21 protein-coding genes are annotated in these 14,873 nt (G+C 48.8%); 3 read left to right on the forward strand and 18 right to left on the reverse strand.

The features are described from left to right. Positions 1-60: 60 nt before the first annotated feature. The 3 genes from DWW70_RS10420 to DWW70_RS10430 form a co-directional block, all read right to left on the reverse strand. Positions 61-924, reverse strand: coding sequence for an ATP-binding protein (locus tag DWW70_RS10420; protein WP_118649808.1), 864 nt, complete (start codon positions 922-924; stop codon positions 61-63). Then, the gene (locus tag DWW70_RS10425; protein WP_118649809.1) at positions 921-1,649 is read right to left on the reverse strand and encodes a phage replisome organizer N-terminal domain-containing protein; all 729 of its coding nucleotides are present in this window, start codon (positions 1,647-1,649) and stop codon (positions 921-923) included. The genes DWW70_RS10420 and DWW70_RS10425 overlap by 4 nt, the downstream gene beginning before the upstream one ends. A gap of 113 nt (positions 1,650-1,762) precedes the next feature. Continuing rightward, entirely contained in the window at positions 1,763-2,161 is a 399-nt protein-coding gene (locus DWW70_RS10430; RefSeq protein WP_118649810.1) for a cysteine-rich VLP domain-containing protein, read from the reverse strand. Positions 2,162-2,287: 126 nt separating this feature from the next. Between DWW70_RS10430 and DWW70_RS10435 the strand changes: the two genes are divergently transcribed. Both DWW70_RS10435 and DWW70_RS10440 read left to right on the forward strand, forming a co-directional pair. Next, the gene (locus DWW70_RS10435) at positions 2,288-2,566 is read left to right on the forward strand and encodes a type II toxin-antitoxin system RelB/DinJ family antitoxin (protein ID WP_005924829.1); all 279 of its coding nucleotides are present in this window, start codon (positions 2,288-2,290) and stop codon (positions 2,564-2,566) included. After that, positions 2,563-2,853 (forward strand): type II toxin-antitoxin system YafQ family toxin, encoded by a 291-nt coding sequence (locus tag DWW70_RS10440; RefSeq protein ID WP_066085058.1) that lies wholly within the window; start codon positions 2,563-2,565, stop codon positions 2,851-2,853. The genes DWW70_RS10435 and DWW70_RS10440 overlap by 4 nt, the downstream gene beginning before the upstream one ends. Before the next feature lie 107 nt (positions 2,854-2,960). On the opposite strand, the gene mobQ is transcribed toward DWW70_RS10440, so the two are convergent. From mobQ to DWW70_RS10500, 12 genes are all read right to left on the reverse strand, one after another. After that, positions 2,961-4,406 carry a MobQ family relaxase gene (gene mobQ, locus DWW70_RS10445; protein WP_118649834.1) on the reverse strand — a complete coding sequence of 482 codons (1,446 nt, stop codon included), beginning with the start codon at positions 4,404-4,406 and terminating at the stop codon, positions 2,961-2,963. Positions 4,407-4,593: 187 nt separating this feature from the next. Next, on the reverse strand, positions 4,594-4,884 hold the full coding sequence (locus DWW70_RS10450; protein ID WP_118649811.1) for a DUF3847 domain-containing protein: 291 nt from the start codon (positions 4,882-4,884) through the stop codon (positions 4,594-4,596). A gap of 28 nt (positions 4,885-4,912) precedes the next feature. After that, positions 4,913-5,374: an RNA polymerase sigma factor gene (locus DWW70_RS10455; RefSeq protein WP_118649812.1), complete on the reverse strand. Its 462-nt coding sequence runs from the start codon at positions 5,372-5,374 to the stop codon at positions 4,913-4,915. Positions 5,375-5,383: 9 nt separating this feature from the next. Then, a complete protein-coding gene (locus DWW70_RS10460; protein WP_118649813.1) occupies positions 5,384-5,836 on the reverse strand; it encodes an RNA polymerase subunit sigma-24 in 453 nt (150 codons plus the stop codon). Between the two features lie 103 nt (positions 5,837-5,939). Beyond that, positions 5,940-6,353 carry an RNA polymerase sigma factor gene (locus DWW70_RS10465; protein WP_118649814.1) on the reverse strand — a complete coding sequence of 138 codons (414 nt, stop codon included), beginning with the start codon at positions 6,351-6,353 and terminating at the stop codon, positions 5,940-5,942. Between the two features lie 444 nt (positions 6,354-6,797). Further along, the gene (locus DWW70_RS10470) at positions 6,798-7,259 is read right to left on the reverse strand and encodes a hypothetical protein (protein ID WP_029732360.1); all 462 of its coding nucleotides are present in this window, start codon (positions 7,257-7,259) and stop codon (positions 6,798-6,800) included. Positions 7,260-7,266: 7 nt separating this feature from the next. Beyond that, positions 7,267-8,046 (reverse strand): ABC transporter permease, encoded by a 780-nt coding sequence (locus DWW70_RS10475; protein WP_002594767.1) that lies wholly within the window; start codon positions 8,044-8,046, stop codon positions 7,267-7,269. Between the two features lie 2 nt (positions 8,047-8,048). After that, positions 8,049-8,834 carry an ABC transporter permease gene (locus tag DWW70_RS10480; RefSeq protein ID WP_012816192.1) on the reverse strand — a complete coding sequence of 262 codons (786 nt, stop codon included), beginning with the start codon at positions 8,832-8,834 and terminating at the stop codon, positions 8,049-8,051. Beyond that, positions 8,827-9,753, reverse strand: a complete 927-nt coding sequence (locus tag DWW70_RS10485) for an ABC transporter ATP-binding protein (RefSeq protein ID WP_118649815.1) — start codon at positions 9,751-9,753, stop codon at positions 8,827-8,829. The genes DWW70_RS10480 and DWW70_RS10485 overlap by 8 nt, the downstream gene beginning before the upstream one ends. Before the next feature lie 134 nt (positions 9,754-9,887). Further along, positions 9,888-10,805, reverse strand: coding sequence for a sensor histidine kinase (locus tag DWW70_RS10490; protein WP_118649816.1), 918 nt, complete (start codon positions 10,803-10,805; stop codon positions 9,888-9,890). A gap of 5 nt (positions 10,806-10,810) precedes the next feature. Continuing rightward, on the reverse strand, positions 10,811-11,503 hold the full coding sequence (locus DWW70_RS10495; RefSeq protein WP_015524604.1) for a response regulator transcription factor: 693 nt from the start codon (positions 11,501-11,503) through the stop codon (positions 10,811-10,813). After that, positions 11,496-11,684 carry a helix-turn-helix domain-containing protein gene (locus DWW70_RS10500; protein ID WP_002596317.1) on the reverse strand — a complete coding sequence of 63 codons (189 nt, stop codon included), beginning with the start codon at positions 11,682-11,684 and terminating at the stop codon, positions 11,496-11,498. Before DWW70_RS10500 ends, DWW70_RS10495 begins: the two co-directional genes overlap by 8 nt. Positions 11,685-11,828: 144 nt before the next feature. Here DWW70_RS10500 and DWW70_RS10505 point away from each other — a divergent pair, with 144 nt between their 5' ends. Next, entirely contained in the window at positions 11,829-12,197 is a 369-nt protein-coding gene (locus DWW70_RS10505) for a helix-turn-helix transcriptional regulator (protein WP_005933665.1), read from the forward strand. Positions 12,198-12,224: 27 nt separating this feature from the next. On the opposite strand, the gene DWW70_RS10510 is transcribed toward DWW70_RS10505, so the two are convergent. From DWW70_RS10510 to DWW70_RS15195, 3 genes are read right to left on the reverse strand one after another with little or no spacing between them, the layout of a single operon-like run. Then, positions 12,225-12,524 (reverse strand): hypothetical protein, encoded by a 300-nt coding sequence (locus DWW70_RS10510; RefSeq protein WP_004612693.1) that lies wholly within the window; start codon positions 12,522-12,524, stop codon positions 12,225-12,227. A gap of 16 nt (positions 12,525-12,540) precedes the next feature. Further along, positions 12,541-12,894, reverse strand: a complete 354-nt coding sequence (locus DWW70_RS10515) for a TnpV protein (RefSeq protein WP_044987169.1) — start codon at positions 12,892-12,894, stop codon at positions 12,541-12,543. Positions 12,895-12,920: 26 nt separating this feature from the next. Beyond that, on the reverse strand, positions 12,921-14,801 hold the full coding sequence (locus DWW70_RS15195; RefSeq protein WP_243017711.1) for a recombinase family protein: 1,881 nt from the start codon (positions 14,799-14,801) through the stop codon (positions 12,921-12,923). Positions 14,802-14,873 lie beyond the last annotated feature (72 nt).

Consider the following 14,873-nt stretch of genomic DNA (forward strand, 5'->3'; position numbering starts at 1 on the left):
CGGGGTTCTCTGTTCATGGCGCTCCTTTCTCCGAACGGGTCTGTGCCGCCCGGTAAAAAATCAGTCATGCTTACTGCTTACAATGTCTTTTGCTGCCTGTCGGGTAGCACCGGCATTTTCTTCCCGGAAATTCTTCCCGTCAAAGAGAATCGGCGCACACCGTTCCAGAATACGGTCATAGATACGGGCGTGGGCCAGATCAGGCGGGTTTTTCAGCTCGGACAGTTTCAAGTTTGTTGTGATAATCATGGGCCTGCGGCTGCGGTAGCGGCTGTCGATGACGAAAAACATCTGCTCCATAGCATATTCGGTACTGCGCTCTACACCCAAATCGTCAATGATAAGCAGGTCGTACTCATCAAAGCTGGCAATAAACTCCGACCTGTCCTCAGAGAACATCCCGGTCAGGCGGTTCAGAATGGTGGGAAAGTTCGTCATCAGCACCGGCACATCTTGGTCAAGTAGAGCATTGGCGATACATCCGGCGAAGAAAGACTTGCCGGTTCCCACATCCCCGAACAACAGCAGGCCGGTGTTGTTTTTATATGCCTCCTTCCAGTTCTCCACATAGGCGCGGGCCTTGTCCATCAATGGGTTTTTGCCGTTGTCGTTGGCAAAGGTGTAGTCATAGAGATAGCGGTCTTGCAAACCCTGTGCCTTTCGGCGTTTGATACGCTCCATGCGGCGCTGCCGTTCTTCAGCAGCCTTGCGCTGCTCCTCAGCCTCCTGCTGGCACTGGCAGATGCAGCGTGGCATAAAGTAGCCGGATTTCCCAAAGCATGGCACAACGGTCTGCCTCTGGCCGCCGCATTTCTTACAGTGAATGAGACCGTCTGACGGATCTATATACTCGCCCTCAGCCAGTTCCGCACCAGCAGCTGCCTTGTCGATGAACGCCCGGATTTCTGCGGTAATCTTAATCATACAGTTTCATCCTCCTTTACGCTGTAATCCCGGTTGCGTGAGGGTGTGATCGTTTTTTTAGCGTCCTCACCGGCCCAGCGCCGGATGGTGGCGGCATGGCTCTGATAACGCTTGCCGGTAGAAGCCATGTACTCGGACAGCTTTTCGATGTACTGGCCCCATACAGTGGGAAAGCTGGCCTGTAAGTCTGCCAGTTCCCCGTCCGTCAGGAAAACATTCTGGTAACGGCCATAGGCGGGGGCGGGGTGTCCCTTCTCTATCTCTCTATTTATCTCTATCTCTTTCTCTATCTCTATCTCTGGTGGACGAATGTCGGACAAATGTCCGCCGTTTGTCCGGGGCGCAGAAAGAGCCTTATTTTGGAGCCTCGCAGCCCGCTTTCGCTCAGCCTCGGTAGAGGACTGGCCGATTAAAAGTTCGATGTTGCTCATGTAGAATGTGCCGCTGTCCAGCACCTCCACAAGACCCAGCTTCAAAAAGATCTGCAAGGCTCTCTCCACAGTGCCGATCTGCTGGCGGGTAATGGTGGCGATCATCTGCGCCGTGTAAGGAATGTCCTCGTCAAGTTGAAGACGTCCACCATGTTTCAGCGATTTCAGATACAGCTTGAGCAGAATGTTGGAATGCAGCACACCATCCTGCATACTTTCCAGCAGCACGATGGAATCATCGTCAAAATAGTTTTCTTTGAGTTTCAGGTAATAATATTTTCGGTTGTCTGACATAGGGTTCCTCCTTGGGGTTTCTCTTGGGATTCTGTACGCATTTTAAGGCCGTTTTAGGGGTCAGAGGATAAATCTATCAGCCTGCCTTTGACACCCTCGAAAAAAGCCTTGATTTACAAGGGTTTTTCAGCCCCTAAAGCGTGACATTTCTCCCGTTGTTTCCGCTTGCGCTTTGCGGCATTGATCCGCTTCATGCGTGCGGCACATTCCGGGCAGTATTTGGCCCGGTTGGAACCGGGGGTAAACAGCGCCCTACATACGGCGCACTTTTTCGCATTCAGCCGGTGGAACAGCGCCGTTTCCAGTTCCTTATTCTGCGGCAATACCGCCGTCCGAAACCACCTGCACAACAGGGAATAGGAAATGGACTGGACACAGACACATTCCTCCCCATCGTCCAGGGCGATACAGTTTCCGTCGATGTAGTTACAGCACTCATGCACCAGCCTCCGCACTCTGCGGTACTGGCGGTAATCCATGACGGGGATAGATTCAGACTTATTGTTCTTCATAAATGATTTCTTTCATAAAGTCGGTAACCTCCTTAAATGAATTTATTATTAAATATTCGTGCAAAGTATTGTTTTCTTCGTGCAAATGGCATATACTATAATTGCCAGCAGAAAGGGGTTGATCGTATGGCTGGAAATACCACAAACATCAGTATCCGCATGGACGCAGATTTGAAAGCACAGGCGGACGCACTGTTTACTGAACTTGGCATGAACCTGACTACGGCGTTTAACATCTTTGTGCGCCAGTCGCTTCGTGAAGGCGGCATTCCCTTTGAAGTAAGGCTGGAACAGCCGAACAAAGAAACGGTTGCTGCCATGCTGGAAGCGGAAAGGATTGCAAAAGACCCGTCTGTAAAGGGCTACAATGACCTTGACGAGTTATTTGCTGACCTGAAAAGATGAAAGAAACCAAATATACCGTCAAATACACGACCAGTTTCAAAAAAGACTACAAACGAGCCATCAAGCGTGGCTTGAAGATCGAGGTGCTGGAGCAGGTCGTAGCGTTGCTGGCGATGGGCGAACCGCTGCCGGATAAGAACCGTGACCATGACCTATCCGGCGATTGGGCAGGTCATCGGGAATGTCATATTCTCCCGGACTGGCTGCTTGTCTATCGCATAGAGGATGATGTTCTGGTGCTGACGCTGGCCCGCACCGGCACACACAGCGACTTGTTCGGCAAATAAACAGTCTGCCGCCGTATGGGGAAACCTGTACGGCGGTTTTTCTGTATGCAAAAGTATGTCGTGAAACGCGACGCACTTGACAGGGGTACGCCAAAATGCAGTATCCTTTACCGCTCCGGCTCCCGGTCGTGAGACTTATCCCTTTCCTGTCGTGACAGCTGATCGGCGGTTTTGCGGAGCCGTTCCACTGCTTTCAAATCCTCCCTCATGGATTTCATGGCAAGCGTGTCCGTCTGCTTTCCGGCGGTCAGCTGGTCGATCTCCCGCTGCCATGCCTTCGGGGTGATCCCCTCGCCGCTGTCTTTCAATTCTTTCAGATACCGGGCTGCTGCGTCATACAGGATCAGTTCCCGGCTGTGGCGCTGCTCAAACTGTTCCCGCTTTTCCGGCTTTACTTTGGCAAGCTGTTTGTGGATGGACTTGTACTGGTTGTACTGTTCCCACATCTCCCCGCGTTCGGTAAGAGTGGCGATCCGGCGCTCAGCCTTGACGATCTTTCCCCGCAGGTCATAGTAACGGCTGTTCATATCAGCGATTTTTTCATGAAGCTGCTGCATAGACTGGATGCCGTTTGCCTGCAAAAAGCTGAATAGTGCAGCGCTTTCCTGCAAAGCCCGGATTTTGCCGGTGCGGGTGCGGGGAGCGTTCAACTGCTGCTGGGCCTCCCACAAAGCTGTCAAGCTGCTTTGCTGTGTTTGTGGTTTTTCCGTTTCGGCGTTCGACCAGCGATAAAGACGGGTAATGCGGGCTTTGATTTCTTTCAGCAGCTTGTTGTCGGCGGCGATCTGCCGGTTTACTTCGCCCTTGTCGGTGCGGATGCCGCGCTTTTCCATTTGGCTGGCGGCTGGCCCCAGATGGACAGAGGGAATTTTATCAATGCCCTGGCGCTTGTAGCTGCGGTGGTCTACCAGGGCGGGCTGACCGGCGGCCTCCAATGCCCGGTTGGTATAAGCCGCCCATGCCGCCCGCCAAATCTCCACATTCCCTTTGTCGTTCCAGTCGGTGGTGTCCTCCCGGTGGTTCTTCCAGCCGCCTTTCCCATCCGGGATACGCTGGCCGTTTTCGTCCAGGTCGTATGCCTTGCGGCACTTCGCGCCCCATGCGCCATTTTCTTTCAGGGGCCGGACGGTCAGCATGATATGAACATGTGGGTTGCCGGTTTCCTTGTCATGGATGGCAAAATCAGCGCACATCCCCTTGTCCACAAAGTTGTCCTTCACATAGGCCCGGACAAGGGCAAGCTGCTGTTCCCTGGACAGTTCGCGGGGCAAAGCCGCCTCGATCTCGCGGGCAAGCTGGCTGTCCCTGGCTTTCTCGATCTGCTCCACACTGTTCCAGAGGGTGGAGCGGTCTGCAAACTCCGGCGGGGCGTGGGCGGGCAGCATGATTTCCGCATGGACAACGCCGCTTTTCCGGGTGTAATCGTGGGTCAGGCCGTCCCATTCATTCGTCAGTTTGGTTCCGCTTCGGTAGGCGGCTGCGGCAACAGCGGAACGGCCCTCGCTGCGCTTGATGATACTGACGGGAAAATGACAAAAATCTATGGGTGGCACCTCCTTTCGGCGGGGATATTTCAGGCTCCGTGGAGCCGAACAGACGCGAAGCGGGTGTTTGGCTGCGCGGGGCGCACAAGGGGTTTGGGGAGTGTAGCTCCCCATCGCGGACGAAGTACGCAACAGCCCCCGGCAGGGCGCACGACACCGGCAACGGTGTATAAGTGCGCCCTTGTAAACAAGGGACTTACGGCTTGTCCCCGGATTTCGGCAGTTTTGCGGCCAGTTCCGCCGCCCCCGGAAGATGGGACAGGGCAATCAGGAATGCTTTGACCTCTACGCCGGAAAGGTCGGGGGCCAGAGGGAAAATGCCCTCCAAAATGGCTCCGCGCTCAATCAGGCGGCGGGTGCGGGCCTTGCGTTCCTCGTTACGCTGCTTGTTCTCCAAAATCTTCTGGCGGTTCTCAAGCTGCCGGATTTCCTTCAGGACTTTCTCCCGTTCTTCTTTTTGGGGGTGGGCTGTAATTTTTTCGTTCATGTCAGGCACCTTTTTTCTTTGGAAATACTCATAGATTGACCGTCCATTTCTGTCGAGCAAAGTACCGGCGCAGCCTCCGCAGTGCAGCGTGGATGGATTTTCCCGCCTGTGATGGCGTGATACCCTCCATTGCGGCAATATCTTTCACTTTCATACCCAGCATATAGCGGGCGTGGACACGGCGAGCCTGCATAGGCGGCAGGGAGGAAATGGCTTCATACAATCGCCGTATCAGTTCTTCGTATTCGGCTAATTCTTCTTTTTCTATCAGGTAGTCCTCCGGCGATGGCTGCGCCCAGCCGATGGCGGCATTTTCGATTCCATCGTTACAATCGAGGGAATAAAACGCCTTATACCGGAACATCTTGCGATCTCTGGCGGCCTCGACTCTCTTGTCCAGAAGAAACGCTTCGACGATCTCATCGGACACCTCCACAAAAATGTCCTCTTTGCAAAATGGATAATATTGTTTGAGATTGATGGTCTGCATAGGCACGCCTCACTCTGTTTGAAAAAGGTCATCATAGCAGCGGCGCATATTCCGCAGCCCCCGACGGATGGAAACGCTGACCTTGCTGCTGTGGACGCCCTCTCTCCGGGAGATTTCCGGCTGCTTGATACCGGCAATGTAGTAGGCGTGAACTCGGCGGGCCTGTGTCGGAGTGGCATGAGCCAGAGCCACCGGCAGAGCTGCAATCAGGTATAGGCGGGTGGTCATTTCTTCTCGTTCCAGCAAAATATCTTCCGGCGATCTGCTGTGTTCCAGTGCGTAATTTTCCAGCCAGCTGTATGCGTCCAGAGAGTAGTAGGCGCGGTGGTAGACTTTCCGACGCTCATAGTTCTCCATCTCCCGCTTGGCCTGATACATCGCTGCCCATACCTCGTCCGTAACATCCACAAACTCGTCATGCCGGTAGTGGGGATACATCCACCGCAGATTGATTGTTTTCATAGGCTTACCTCCTGAAAATCGGAGAGGCGGGCAGCTTGTCCGCTGTCCGCCCCTCGCTGAGATAAGGGAAATAATCCCTTTCACTTGGTAGCCCGAAAACAGGTCATTCGTTAAGCCTGTTCTCAAAGAAATTTATAAATTTTTTTCTGACCGCCTCCACACTTTGATAAACAGCCACTTTGGAGCAGCCGCACAGCACACCGATCTCTGCAAGGCTCAGCCCGTCAAGCGCATAGAGCAGGAACCGGCGGCGCTGGGCCTCGGTACAGGTGTCCAGAACAGCCATCAGCTCATGCAGCGTTTCCATGCGGCAAAGGTATTCCTCCGGCGTTTCGCCGTAGACCCCTACACCCTCGGTGGTAATGATGTACTCGTCAAACTCCCGGCCATCCCAATGCCGCCGCTGTTCATGGAACAGGTTCTCCGTTTTGTGATCGGCCAGGTCAAGAAATTCATAGACTTCCAGCGTGACCTCCACGGCCACAGCTTGTCCGTTATAATTGATGGTAACTTCCATCTGCCTTTCCTCCATTCAGATTTTTTCGGGAAAATCTGAATGGGGCGGCGGAGAACGGCACCGGGGATAAAGTTCGGGCCATGCTGACCCGATGTTCCGGCTCCATAGGGACAAAAAAACGCCCGGACGGCATAAAGCCATACGAGCGTAATAGAGTATATTTTGCTGTTTAGTTACATGGTATAGTGCATACTTCTGACCGCATTGCTCCGCTGCTGGGAACAGGCTTTTTTTAACTGGTGCCGATCATGGATACTGCGAAAAAGAGAAAAGGACACGGCAAATTAACCTCCTATCGGCTACCGTGTCCCTGCAAGTCGTCATAGGATTGTGTAAACGCAAAGAAACGGCGGCTCTGAAAATCAAAGCCGCCGTTTCATAGGCGCGTGAAAATGTGTCTGCTCTGCGACGGCTTTTTTTCTTTTGCCGTCGCCCGGCAGAGTATTATTCAATATTTAATTCAATGTTTCCAGTGAAATTCTCACATTCAATGCCAATATAATTTCCACCATCAGGAAGTGTAATTGTGTCACTATAAGTTCCGGTTGCTTCAATCAACGTGACTGCTTCATCAGATCCAGAAATCCAAAATACTTTTGCAGTACCTTCCGTAATCTCCAAGGTGCAATCAATGGACAGCTCCTTACCGGCTTCTCTCTTTATGGAAGTTCCTCCGAACAAATACTCTGTACCTGAAAAGTTCGCATAATCAGCCGTATAAGTCCCTGTATAATCATCAATTCCTTTTTCTTTTTCCCCTTGCAGTGACGATTTCCCTGTCAGTTCTATGGAGCCCGCAGATTGAACAATGTTATTGTAATGATTGAGAATTTCATCTTTTGAACAGCCAGCAAGCATAAAACTTCCCACAAGGACGAATGTTAATGCTAAAACTATTTTCTTCATAAAATCATCACCAGCCTTTCTTTGGAGCTACCTTTTTGGCCTTTTTCTTTGTTTGGGTTGCTTCTCGTTCTTTCATGCACAAAATCAAGATGGCAGAAATAACGACAGCAAGCGCAAGACTGCAAGAACAGGTTCCGATATTCCAGTTGACTGCGGTATCATAGCTGCGGTAGCCTACCATTCCAAGACTTGCGGTAATCGGATAAAGGTTTGCTAATGTCATATTTCCTGCGGCAAACATCCCTCCATATCCATAGACAAAAGCAATGATTACACCGACTAAAAAGCTGCCTGCCCTCCGACAAGTAAGAGCGATAATCGGCAGAACCGCAAGATATAAAAAGAAATTAACTGCAGTAATCTGCAAGGCTGCTTTTAGAGCTAAGGAAATCTCAAAGCCGGGAAATCCCACAATCATTTCTGCTATGATTGTAAACAGACTGCATATCAGCCCGAAAATAATAGACAATACGCCGCACACAATCAATTTTCCGGTCAACAGTTTCTTAAAAGAGATCGGCACAGTCAGAATATTTTTCAATGTGTCATCCGTCTGCTCACGAGAAATCATATATCCAGCAATTAGGCTGATACACATCGGAAAAATCATGGACATATTGTTTTTGATGACCTGTTCTGTAAGATAGGCAAAATCCCAAACGGAACCATCATTCGCCATAGAGGTAAACAAGGTCAGCAGGACGGATAGGAGCATGAGTGCAACGCCCGCCCAAAGGATATGATACCTTTTCAATTTATAAAATTCTGTTTTTACAATGCGAACCATGTTTATTCCCCCCTCTGCTTATATAATCTGTCAATCAGTAAGAACGAAACCAATGCCATGATCCCAAGAATGAATACAACTTGAAATGTTGAGGGAATTAGCCCTGTCATTTGCTCCAAGTCCATTTTTATTCCATGAGCCGCCATATCTCCCGCACTCCAAAATGTAGTCAGTGGCGTGGGCAGAAGCCATAACATAGTTTTAGGCAGTGTGTCAAACAATGCCGTAGCACTCATGTTCAGAACGCTGTAAAAGACACACAACAAAATGGAAAAAACATAGGTCTTACTGAAAAAGACAACAAGGACAATCAACGGGAGTGTTCCTGCCGTAATGAAGATCCCCGTTTCAACCGCCAAAAACAGCTTATAACCAATTCCATAAACTTCTAATGTTCCAATTCCGCAAAGAATTGTTGCAATGGTAGAAGCCACACAAAAAACAATTCCAAAAAGAAAGAGGACAATAATCTTTGCAAGCACCATTTGCGTGCTGGTTACGGGAATTGTACGCAGATTTTTGAATGTATCGTTGTCGCGTTCCATAAAGAACAGGATAGCGGCAATCACTCCAATAATGCAGGGCAGTAAAAACTGGATACCATATCCCAACACCATGTTAAATAGTCCATCGAAAGCATCTGCCCGATCCGTATATCGCTCCATCATAGAGGGCGTTGTCATCAGATAAGTCAGCGGGATTGGAAACAGGAAAGCAGCCAGAATAATCAGCGGAATAAATTTCTTCCGTTTCAATTTCAAAAATTCGCATTTGATTAGTTTAAGCAATTCCTTCGCCCCCTGTCACACGCTTGAAGTAATCTTCAAGACTTTCTTCACAGGTATGTGCTTCTGATACCTCCAATCCGTTTTCTACAAAGGCAGTTACAATTTTACCCACAGGCAGATCCAGGTTGTGCAGGCGCAGATTATGGTCGTCCTGTATGGAAAAATGGTTTTCATGGAAATTGCGTTCCAAAATTCTTGCCGCCTGTGCAGTATCCGAAAGCGTAAAACGGATATGCTTACTGCTTTTTTGCTCCAGCTCAGCAAGGCTTTCTTCTTCCAGCAATGCGCCGTGGTCGATAATTCCAATATCGTCAGCCAGCAAGGAAATCTCCGAAAGAATGTGACTGGAAATCAAAATGGTTTTTCCTCGCGCGTCACAAAGCTCACGAATAAAGGAACGTACTTCTGCAATACCGATGGGATCGAGGCCGTTGATCGGCTCATCCAAAATCAAAAGCTCCGGATCGTGCATAACGGCAAGGGCGATGGCAAGCCGCTGCTTCATACCAAGAGAATACTGTGAAAAGAGCTTTTTATCTTTGTAGGGCAGTCCTACCAGATCCAGAGCATCTTTGATGGCATGATTGTTTGGTACGCCCCGCAGAGTAGCAAAGATACGCAGGTTCTCTGTGCCGGTCAGATTGGGATAAAAACCGGGGGACTCAATCAGGCTTCCGATACGGGGCAACAGCTTCTTTTCATTCCCTTGCAAAGACTTTCCCCAGATTTTGACCTCCCCGGAAGTCGGATTCGTTAAGCCCAACAGCATTTTCATGGTAGTGGTTTTTCCGGCTCCGTTTCTGCCCAGCAGACCGTAAATTCTCCCACGCTTCACATGAATATTTAAGGCAGCCACACTCTTTTGTGAGCCGTATTGCTTTGTCAGATTTTTTGTTTCAATAATATAATTTGAATCCATATTCAAAACCTCCTGTTCTGTAAGGTATTCTATCATGCCAACCTTGCATTAACCTTGCCGCAACCTTGCATTAACCTTGCAATTTGAAATCCAGTAAAATGACAAAGGCTCCCGCCATAAAGACGGGAGCCCGCTTAACTCTCCAAAGGAAAAAGCAACATAAATTCAGTTCCTTTTCCCGGCAAACTTTCAACTGTTATACTCCCACCCATCTTTTCTACAAGCTGATGGACAATAGAAAGACCAAGACCGCTTCCTTTTTCAGACCGTCCTTTGTCACACTTATAGAGCCGTTCAAAAATGTGTTTCAAATCTTCCTTCTCAATTCCCACTCCATTATCCGCCAGCAGCAGCTCCATGTTATTTCCCTTCTTTGACAGGGCAATTTTGATTTTGTCTGCATGGCTGTGAGCGATTACATTTTGAATGAGATTATTGACAATCCTCATATAGCTGTCCATATCCAATCTTACCCGGACAGGCTGTTCGGGAATATCGATGTCATACTCAACCTGTTTATCCTCAAAAATCGGTATCCAGTCAATGAGAATATTTCTTGTCAGCTCTGCGGCCTCAACGCTCTGGATTTCCAAAGTAAACTCGTTTGAATTTAACTTGAACCAGTCAAAGAGTACATCAATATATTCTTTCAGATCATGGGCTTTCCGGCGGGCGGTTTCAATATAATCATCCCGGTCTTTTCCTGTGACCAGTCCTTTGTGTGCAGCGTCAAGATACCCAATCAGAGTAGTAAGGGGCGTTCGCACATCATGTGAAAGGCTCGTCATAAGCTGGCGGTTGGTTTCTTCTGTCTGCCGTACAGTTGAAAGTCTGCTTTCATAGGCCACAACGATCTCGTTGATTTCATAGGCAAGAGGTGCTGTCAGTTCATTTGTTGCAGATAGAATACGCCGGTTGCCATTTCCGTTTTTCACATCAACCAGCGCATCGGTCATTTCTGCTATTTGTTTTTTTACACGCCGAACGAGAACGATGGAAGTCAATACAGCCACAACAGCAATCACAATGGACAAGAATACGATAATTTCCATGCTGACTACACCTCCTTATTAAACCGGTAGCCAATCCCTTTGACCGTTTGTATATACTTTGGGCTTGAAGGATTGACTTCTAATTTTTTACGAAGTCGGCTGATAATCGCCATAATGTTACTATCATCATAGAAATATTCTTCGCCCCATACTTCCTCATAAATCTGCTGTTTGGTCAAAATTTTCCCTTGATGTTTTGCACAGTACAGGAGCAAATCAAATTCCTTTGGGGGCAGTTCAAAAGTGCCGTTTGATGTAGTAACAGAACGATTTTCAAGGTCAATCTGCAATCCATCAAAATCCAGTTTTTGCACAGCTCCGGCTTGATGATTAAAACGGGTGTAGCGGCGAATGAGGGACGCAATGCGGGCAATCAGTTCATCCATATCAAACGGTTTTGTAAGATAATCGTCCGCGCCGGCCCGTAAGCCCCGTACTTTAGAAATGCTGTCATTTTTAGATGTGAACATCAAAATCGGCAGACTGTTCTCTTTGCGGATTTCTTCCAGCGTTTCAAAGCCATCCATACCAGGCATCATCACATCCAGCACCACAAGCTGATACTCCTGCTCTCTTAATTTTTGTAAGCCCTCTTTTCCGGTATTACAAAAATCAGCTTCTATGTTTTCTGCTTGTACGCTACGTTTAATCAAAGCGCACAGTTCTCTGTCATCATCTATAATCAGGATTTTATTCATGGTGCAACCCCTTCCCTTGTTTTGTCCTTCCGTCAATCGGCTTTTCTGCGTTCTTTGGGATCAGCCAAACACCAGCCATCTTTACAGCGCCGGGGATACGCCCAGCAGCGCAATAGTAATTTACTCTACGAGGTGTCACGCCCCACTTTTCGGCGGCCTCTTTCAATGTCATATAGTCCATTTCGCACCTCCACAGAGTACATTATAGTTCTCTTTCTCGAACAATGCAAGGAAGGAAATATGAATTATAAACTTCAACCAACCTGCATATAGCAACATTTCACGGGCAAAGTATGAATTATACAATGTAACTGGGTGATGTTATATGGCGAAAGTTGAAGATTGTCCCGGTTTTGAAACCTTCGGCGCAGATGTCAAAGCTGCACGAGAGGCAAAGCGTCTGGCACGAAAAACATTGGCAGAAATGGTTGGGATTGAATGGCGGTATCTTGCCAACATTGAGAATCAAGGTGCGATTCCGAGCCTGCCTGTGATGATCCAGTTGATTAAGGTCTGCGGACTTCCCGTGGAACGGTATTTTAACCCGGAGATTATGCGAGAAGAAAGCGAACAGCGGCAACGGGTCAGCCACAAGCTGAAGCTTTGCCCTGAAGAATACCTGCCGATTATCGAAGGTGCCATAGACGGGGCGCTCAAAATGGAACAGACTGCGAAGCAGAAGGAGGACGCATAATCGCGGCCTCCTTCTGGCATTTCTATATCAAGGTTCCCGGCACTTTTCCAAAAGTTCCCGACACCTCTGTTGGATTTCTCCGGTTTCTGTCACAGTCAGGTCACGGTCATTTCCAGTAATCTTATCTTCCAGAAAGTTGGCGTATGTACCCAACAAAGCATTCCGTAAATCCTCCGGGGTTTTCTGTATTTCAGCGCTGTACCAGTCATTCCGGTGGGGTTCCCATGCCATCAATGTATAACCGTGGCTGGTCTGAACCACCTCATACAGTGGATCATCATCCAGATATGCCTGAAACACTTTCAAAATCTTTTCAAAGGTCAGCATTTCCCGCACCTCCCATTCAGCTGCAAATCAGTTCCCTGATTAAAATTTCCTCAATCTGTGCCGTTAATGTGTTCATCAGCCCCACCCAACGCATAGGGTCACAGGCTTTCAGTTCTTCCGTGACACCCGCAGTCTCCATCATGTGAGGCAACATAGTGTCCACACGCTCCTGCGCTGTCCGGTCAATCTCTATCAGGTGTGGATACAGCTTCTCGCTCATCAGCAGATGGTTGTAGAGAATGGGGCGATGTTCCTTTAGGTAGGATTTTCGCATTCTGCCGTACTTGCCAATAGAAGTTTCCGGCTGTTCAGAAAGTTTTAGGTTGGGTATATCATAATCTCCACAACGAATGTAAGTCAACTTACTCATATTCATTCTCCTTTGCTCCGTGATGATTAGACTGCTGCGCTGGCTGCTATGCCGCCTTTGCGCGGTTCTTCTTTTGGTAGCTGCCCGACAGTAGAAAAAACACCTTTATTCATATCCTCAGCCCGGATCAGGGCTTTCTTAGCGTCCATTTCCGCTTTTTTCTTCGCCTTGATTTTGTCCTCATACTGTTTCTGTGCGCCGCTGGCTTTCCGCTTCAAATAATTCTGATGAAGCCTGTCCTTGCGTTCTTCTTTTTTCTGCAGTTCTTCCTGTTCCTCCGGGGTTAAAGGAACCGGCTGTAAGGATGGTGGGATATAGCGCCCTAAAAAATTGAAGTAGATTTCAATTTCCTGCGTGGTGTCCTGGCTGCCTTTTCGGGCGCGTTCGTGGACAAGGATTTTCTCTACAAACTCATTGAGCATGGTGTTTGTCAGAGTGTCAAAATTCTCATACTTATCAATTAGGGCTATAAATTTCTCTGCGGATTTCTGGCTTTGCTCGTAGCCGGTAACAGCCTTTTCCAGCTCTGCAATTTCAATCTCAAGTGCGTCCTGCTCTTTGGCATACTGTGCATCAAGTGCCCTATATCGTGCATCCGGCAGCTTGCCGAGGGCGTTGTCCTCATAGATTTTGCAAATCAGTTTTTCCAGTTCTCCGGCTCTCTTTTGGGCAGCAGCCAGACGCCTGCGCTTTTTCGATATATCGGCACTCTGTTGAGCAACCTGCGTCTCCTGAACAGTGTGAATAAATTCCGTCCGGTCATTTCTCGAATATTCAGCGATAGCCCGGAGCGTGTCGGAAACCAATGTCAGGACAGCACTCTCATTGATACGGTGTTGTGTAGGGCATAGTGTCCCACACGGAACTTTGGTATAATTGGAACAGGTATATTGAGAAATCCGCCTGCCATTGTTGGTGCGGTGGACATACATCTTGCCGCCGCAATCGGCACAATAGAGCAAGCCTGTGAGGGGAGCCGCTTCGCCCCAGCCGTTTGGATAACGCCGTACATTGCTACGGATTTTCTGCGTCAAATCAAAGGTCTGCTGGTCGATAATGGCTTCATGGGTATTCTCAAAGATCGTCCATTCGTCCTCAGAAACATAGTGGCTTTTCTTGTCCTTAAAGTGCTTGCGGGTCTTGAAATTGATGGTGTGCCCTAAATACTCTCGCTTTTTCAAAATGTTCACGATGGTAGATGATCCCCATCCATAGGGGTCTTTGACCGGCTTTGAACGGTTCACACCTTCGTTGAATCGGGCAAGGTGTACGACAGGAATTTCAATCCGGTCTGCGGACAACTTGCAAGCGATCTGATAAGGCCCATATCCCTCCAGCGTGAGGGAAAAGATACGGCGTACCACTTCGGCGGCTTCCTCATCTACCAGCCAATGTTCCCGCTTTTCATCCCACAAGTAGCCGTAAATCACGGTGCCTGTCAGGTGCTTACCACTCATGCCTTTTGACTTAAACACAGAGCGGATTTTCCGGCTGGTATCACGGGCGTAAAATTCATTCATGATGTTGCGGAACGGGGTAAAATCGTCATCACCTTTCAGACTGTCTACACCGTCGTTGATGGCAATCAGACGAACACCACGCTGCCGCAAAACCTCCATAACTTGACCGACCTTCAGATAGTCGCGTCCTAACCGGCTCATGTCCTTGATGACGATTGCCTCTACACGCCCTGCCTCCACTTCCTCCATCATCGCCAAAAATCCGGGGCGGTCAAAACGAGTGCCTGAGATACCATCATCGGTAAAGTGCGTAGGGTTGGGCAGCCCATTCCGGCGGGCAAAATCCTCTAACATCTGTTTTTGGTTGGATATGGAGTTGCTCTCGCCCTGTAACTCATCGTCCCGGCTCAGGCGCTCGTACAGTGGGGTAATTTTTTCATTTCTCATGGCTGTACCTCCTGAAACAAAAATGCTCTAAGTGATTGCTTCACTAACCATGACAAAATCATGATTAAGAAG

The organism is Coprococcus sp. AF16-5 (genome assembly GCF_003479365.1).
Lineage (GTDB): Bacteria > Bacillota > Clostridia > Lachnospirales > Lachnospiraceae > Coprococcus > Coprococcus aceti.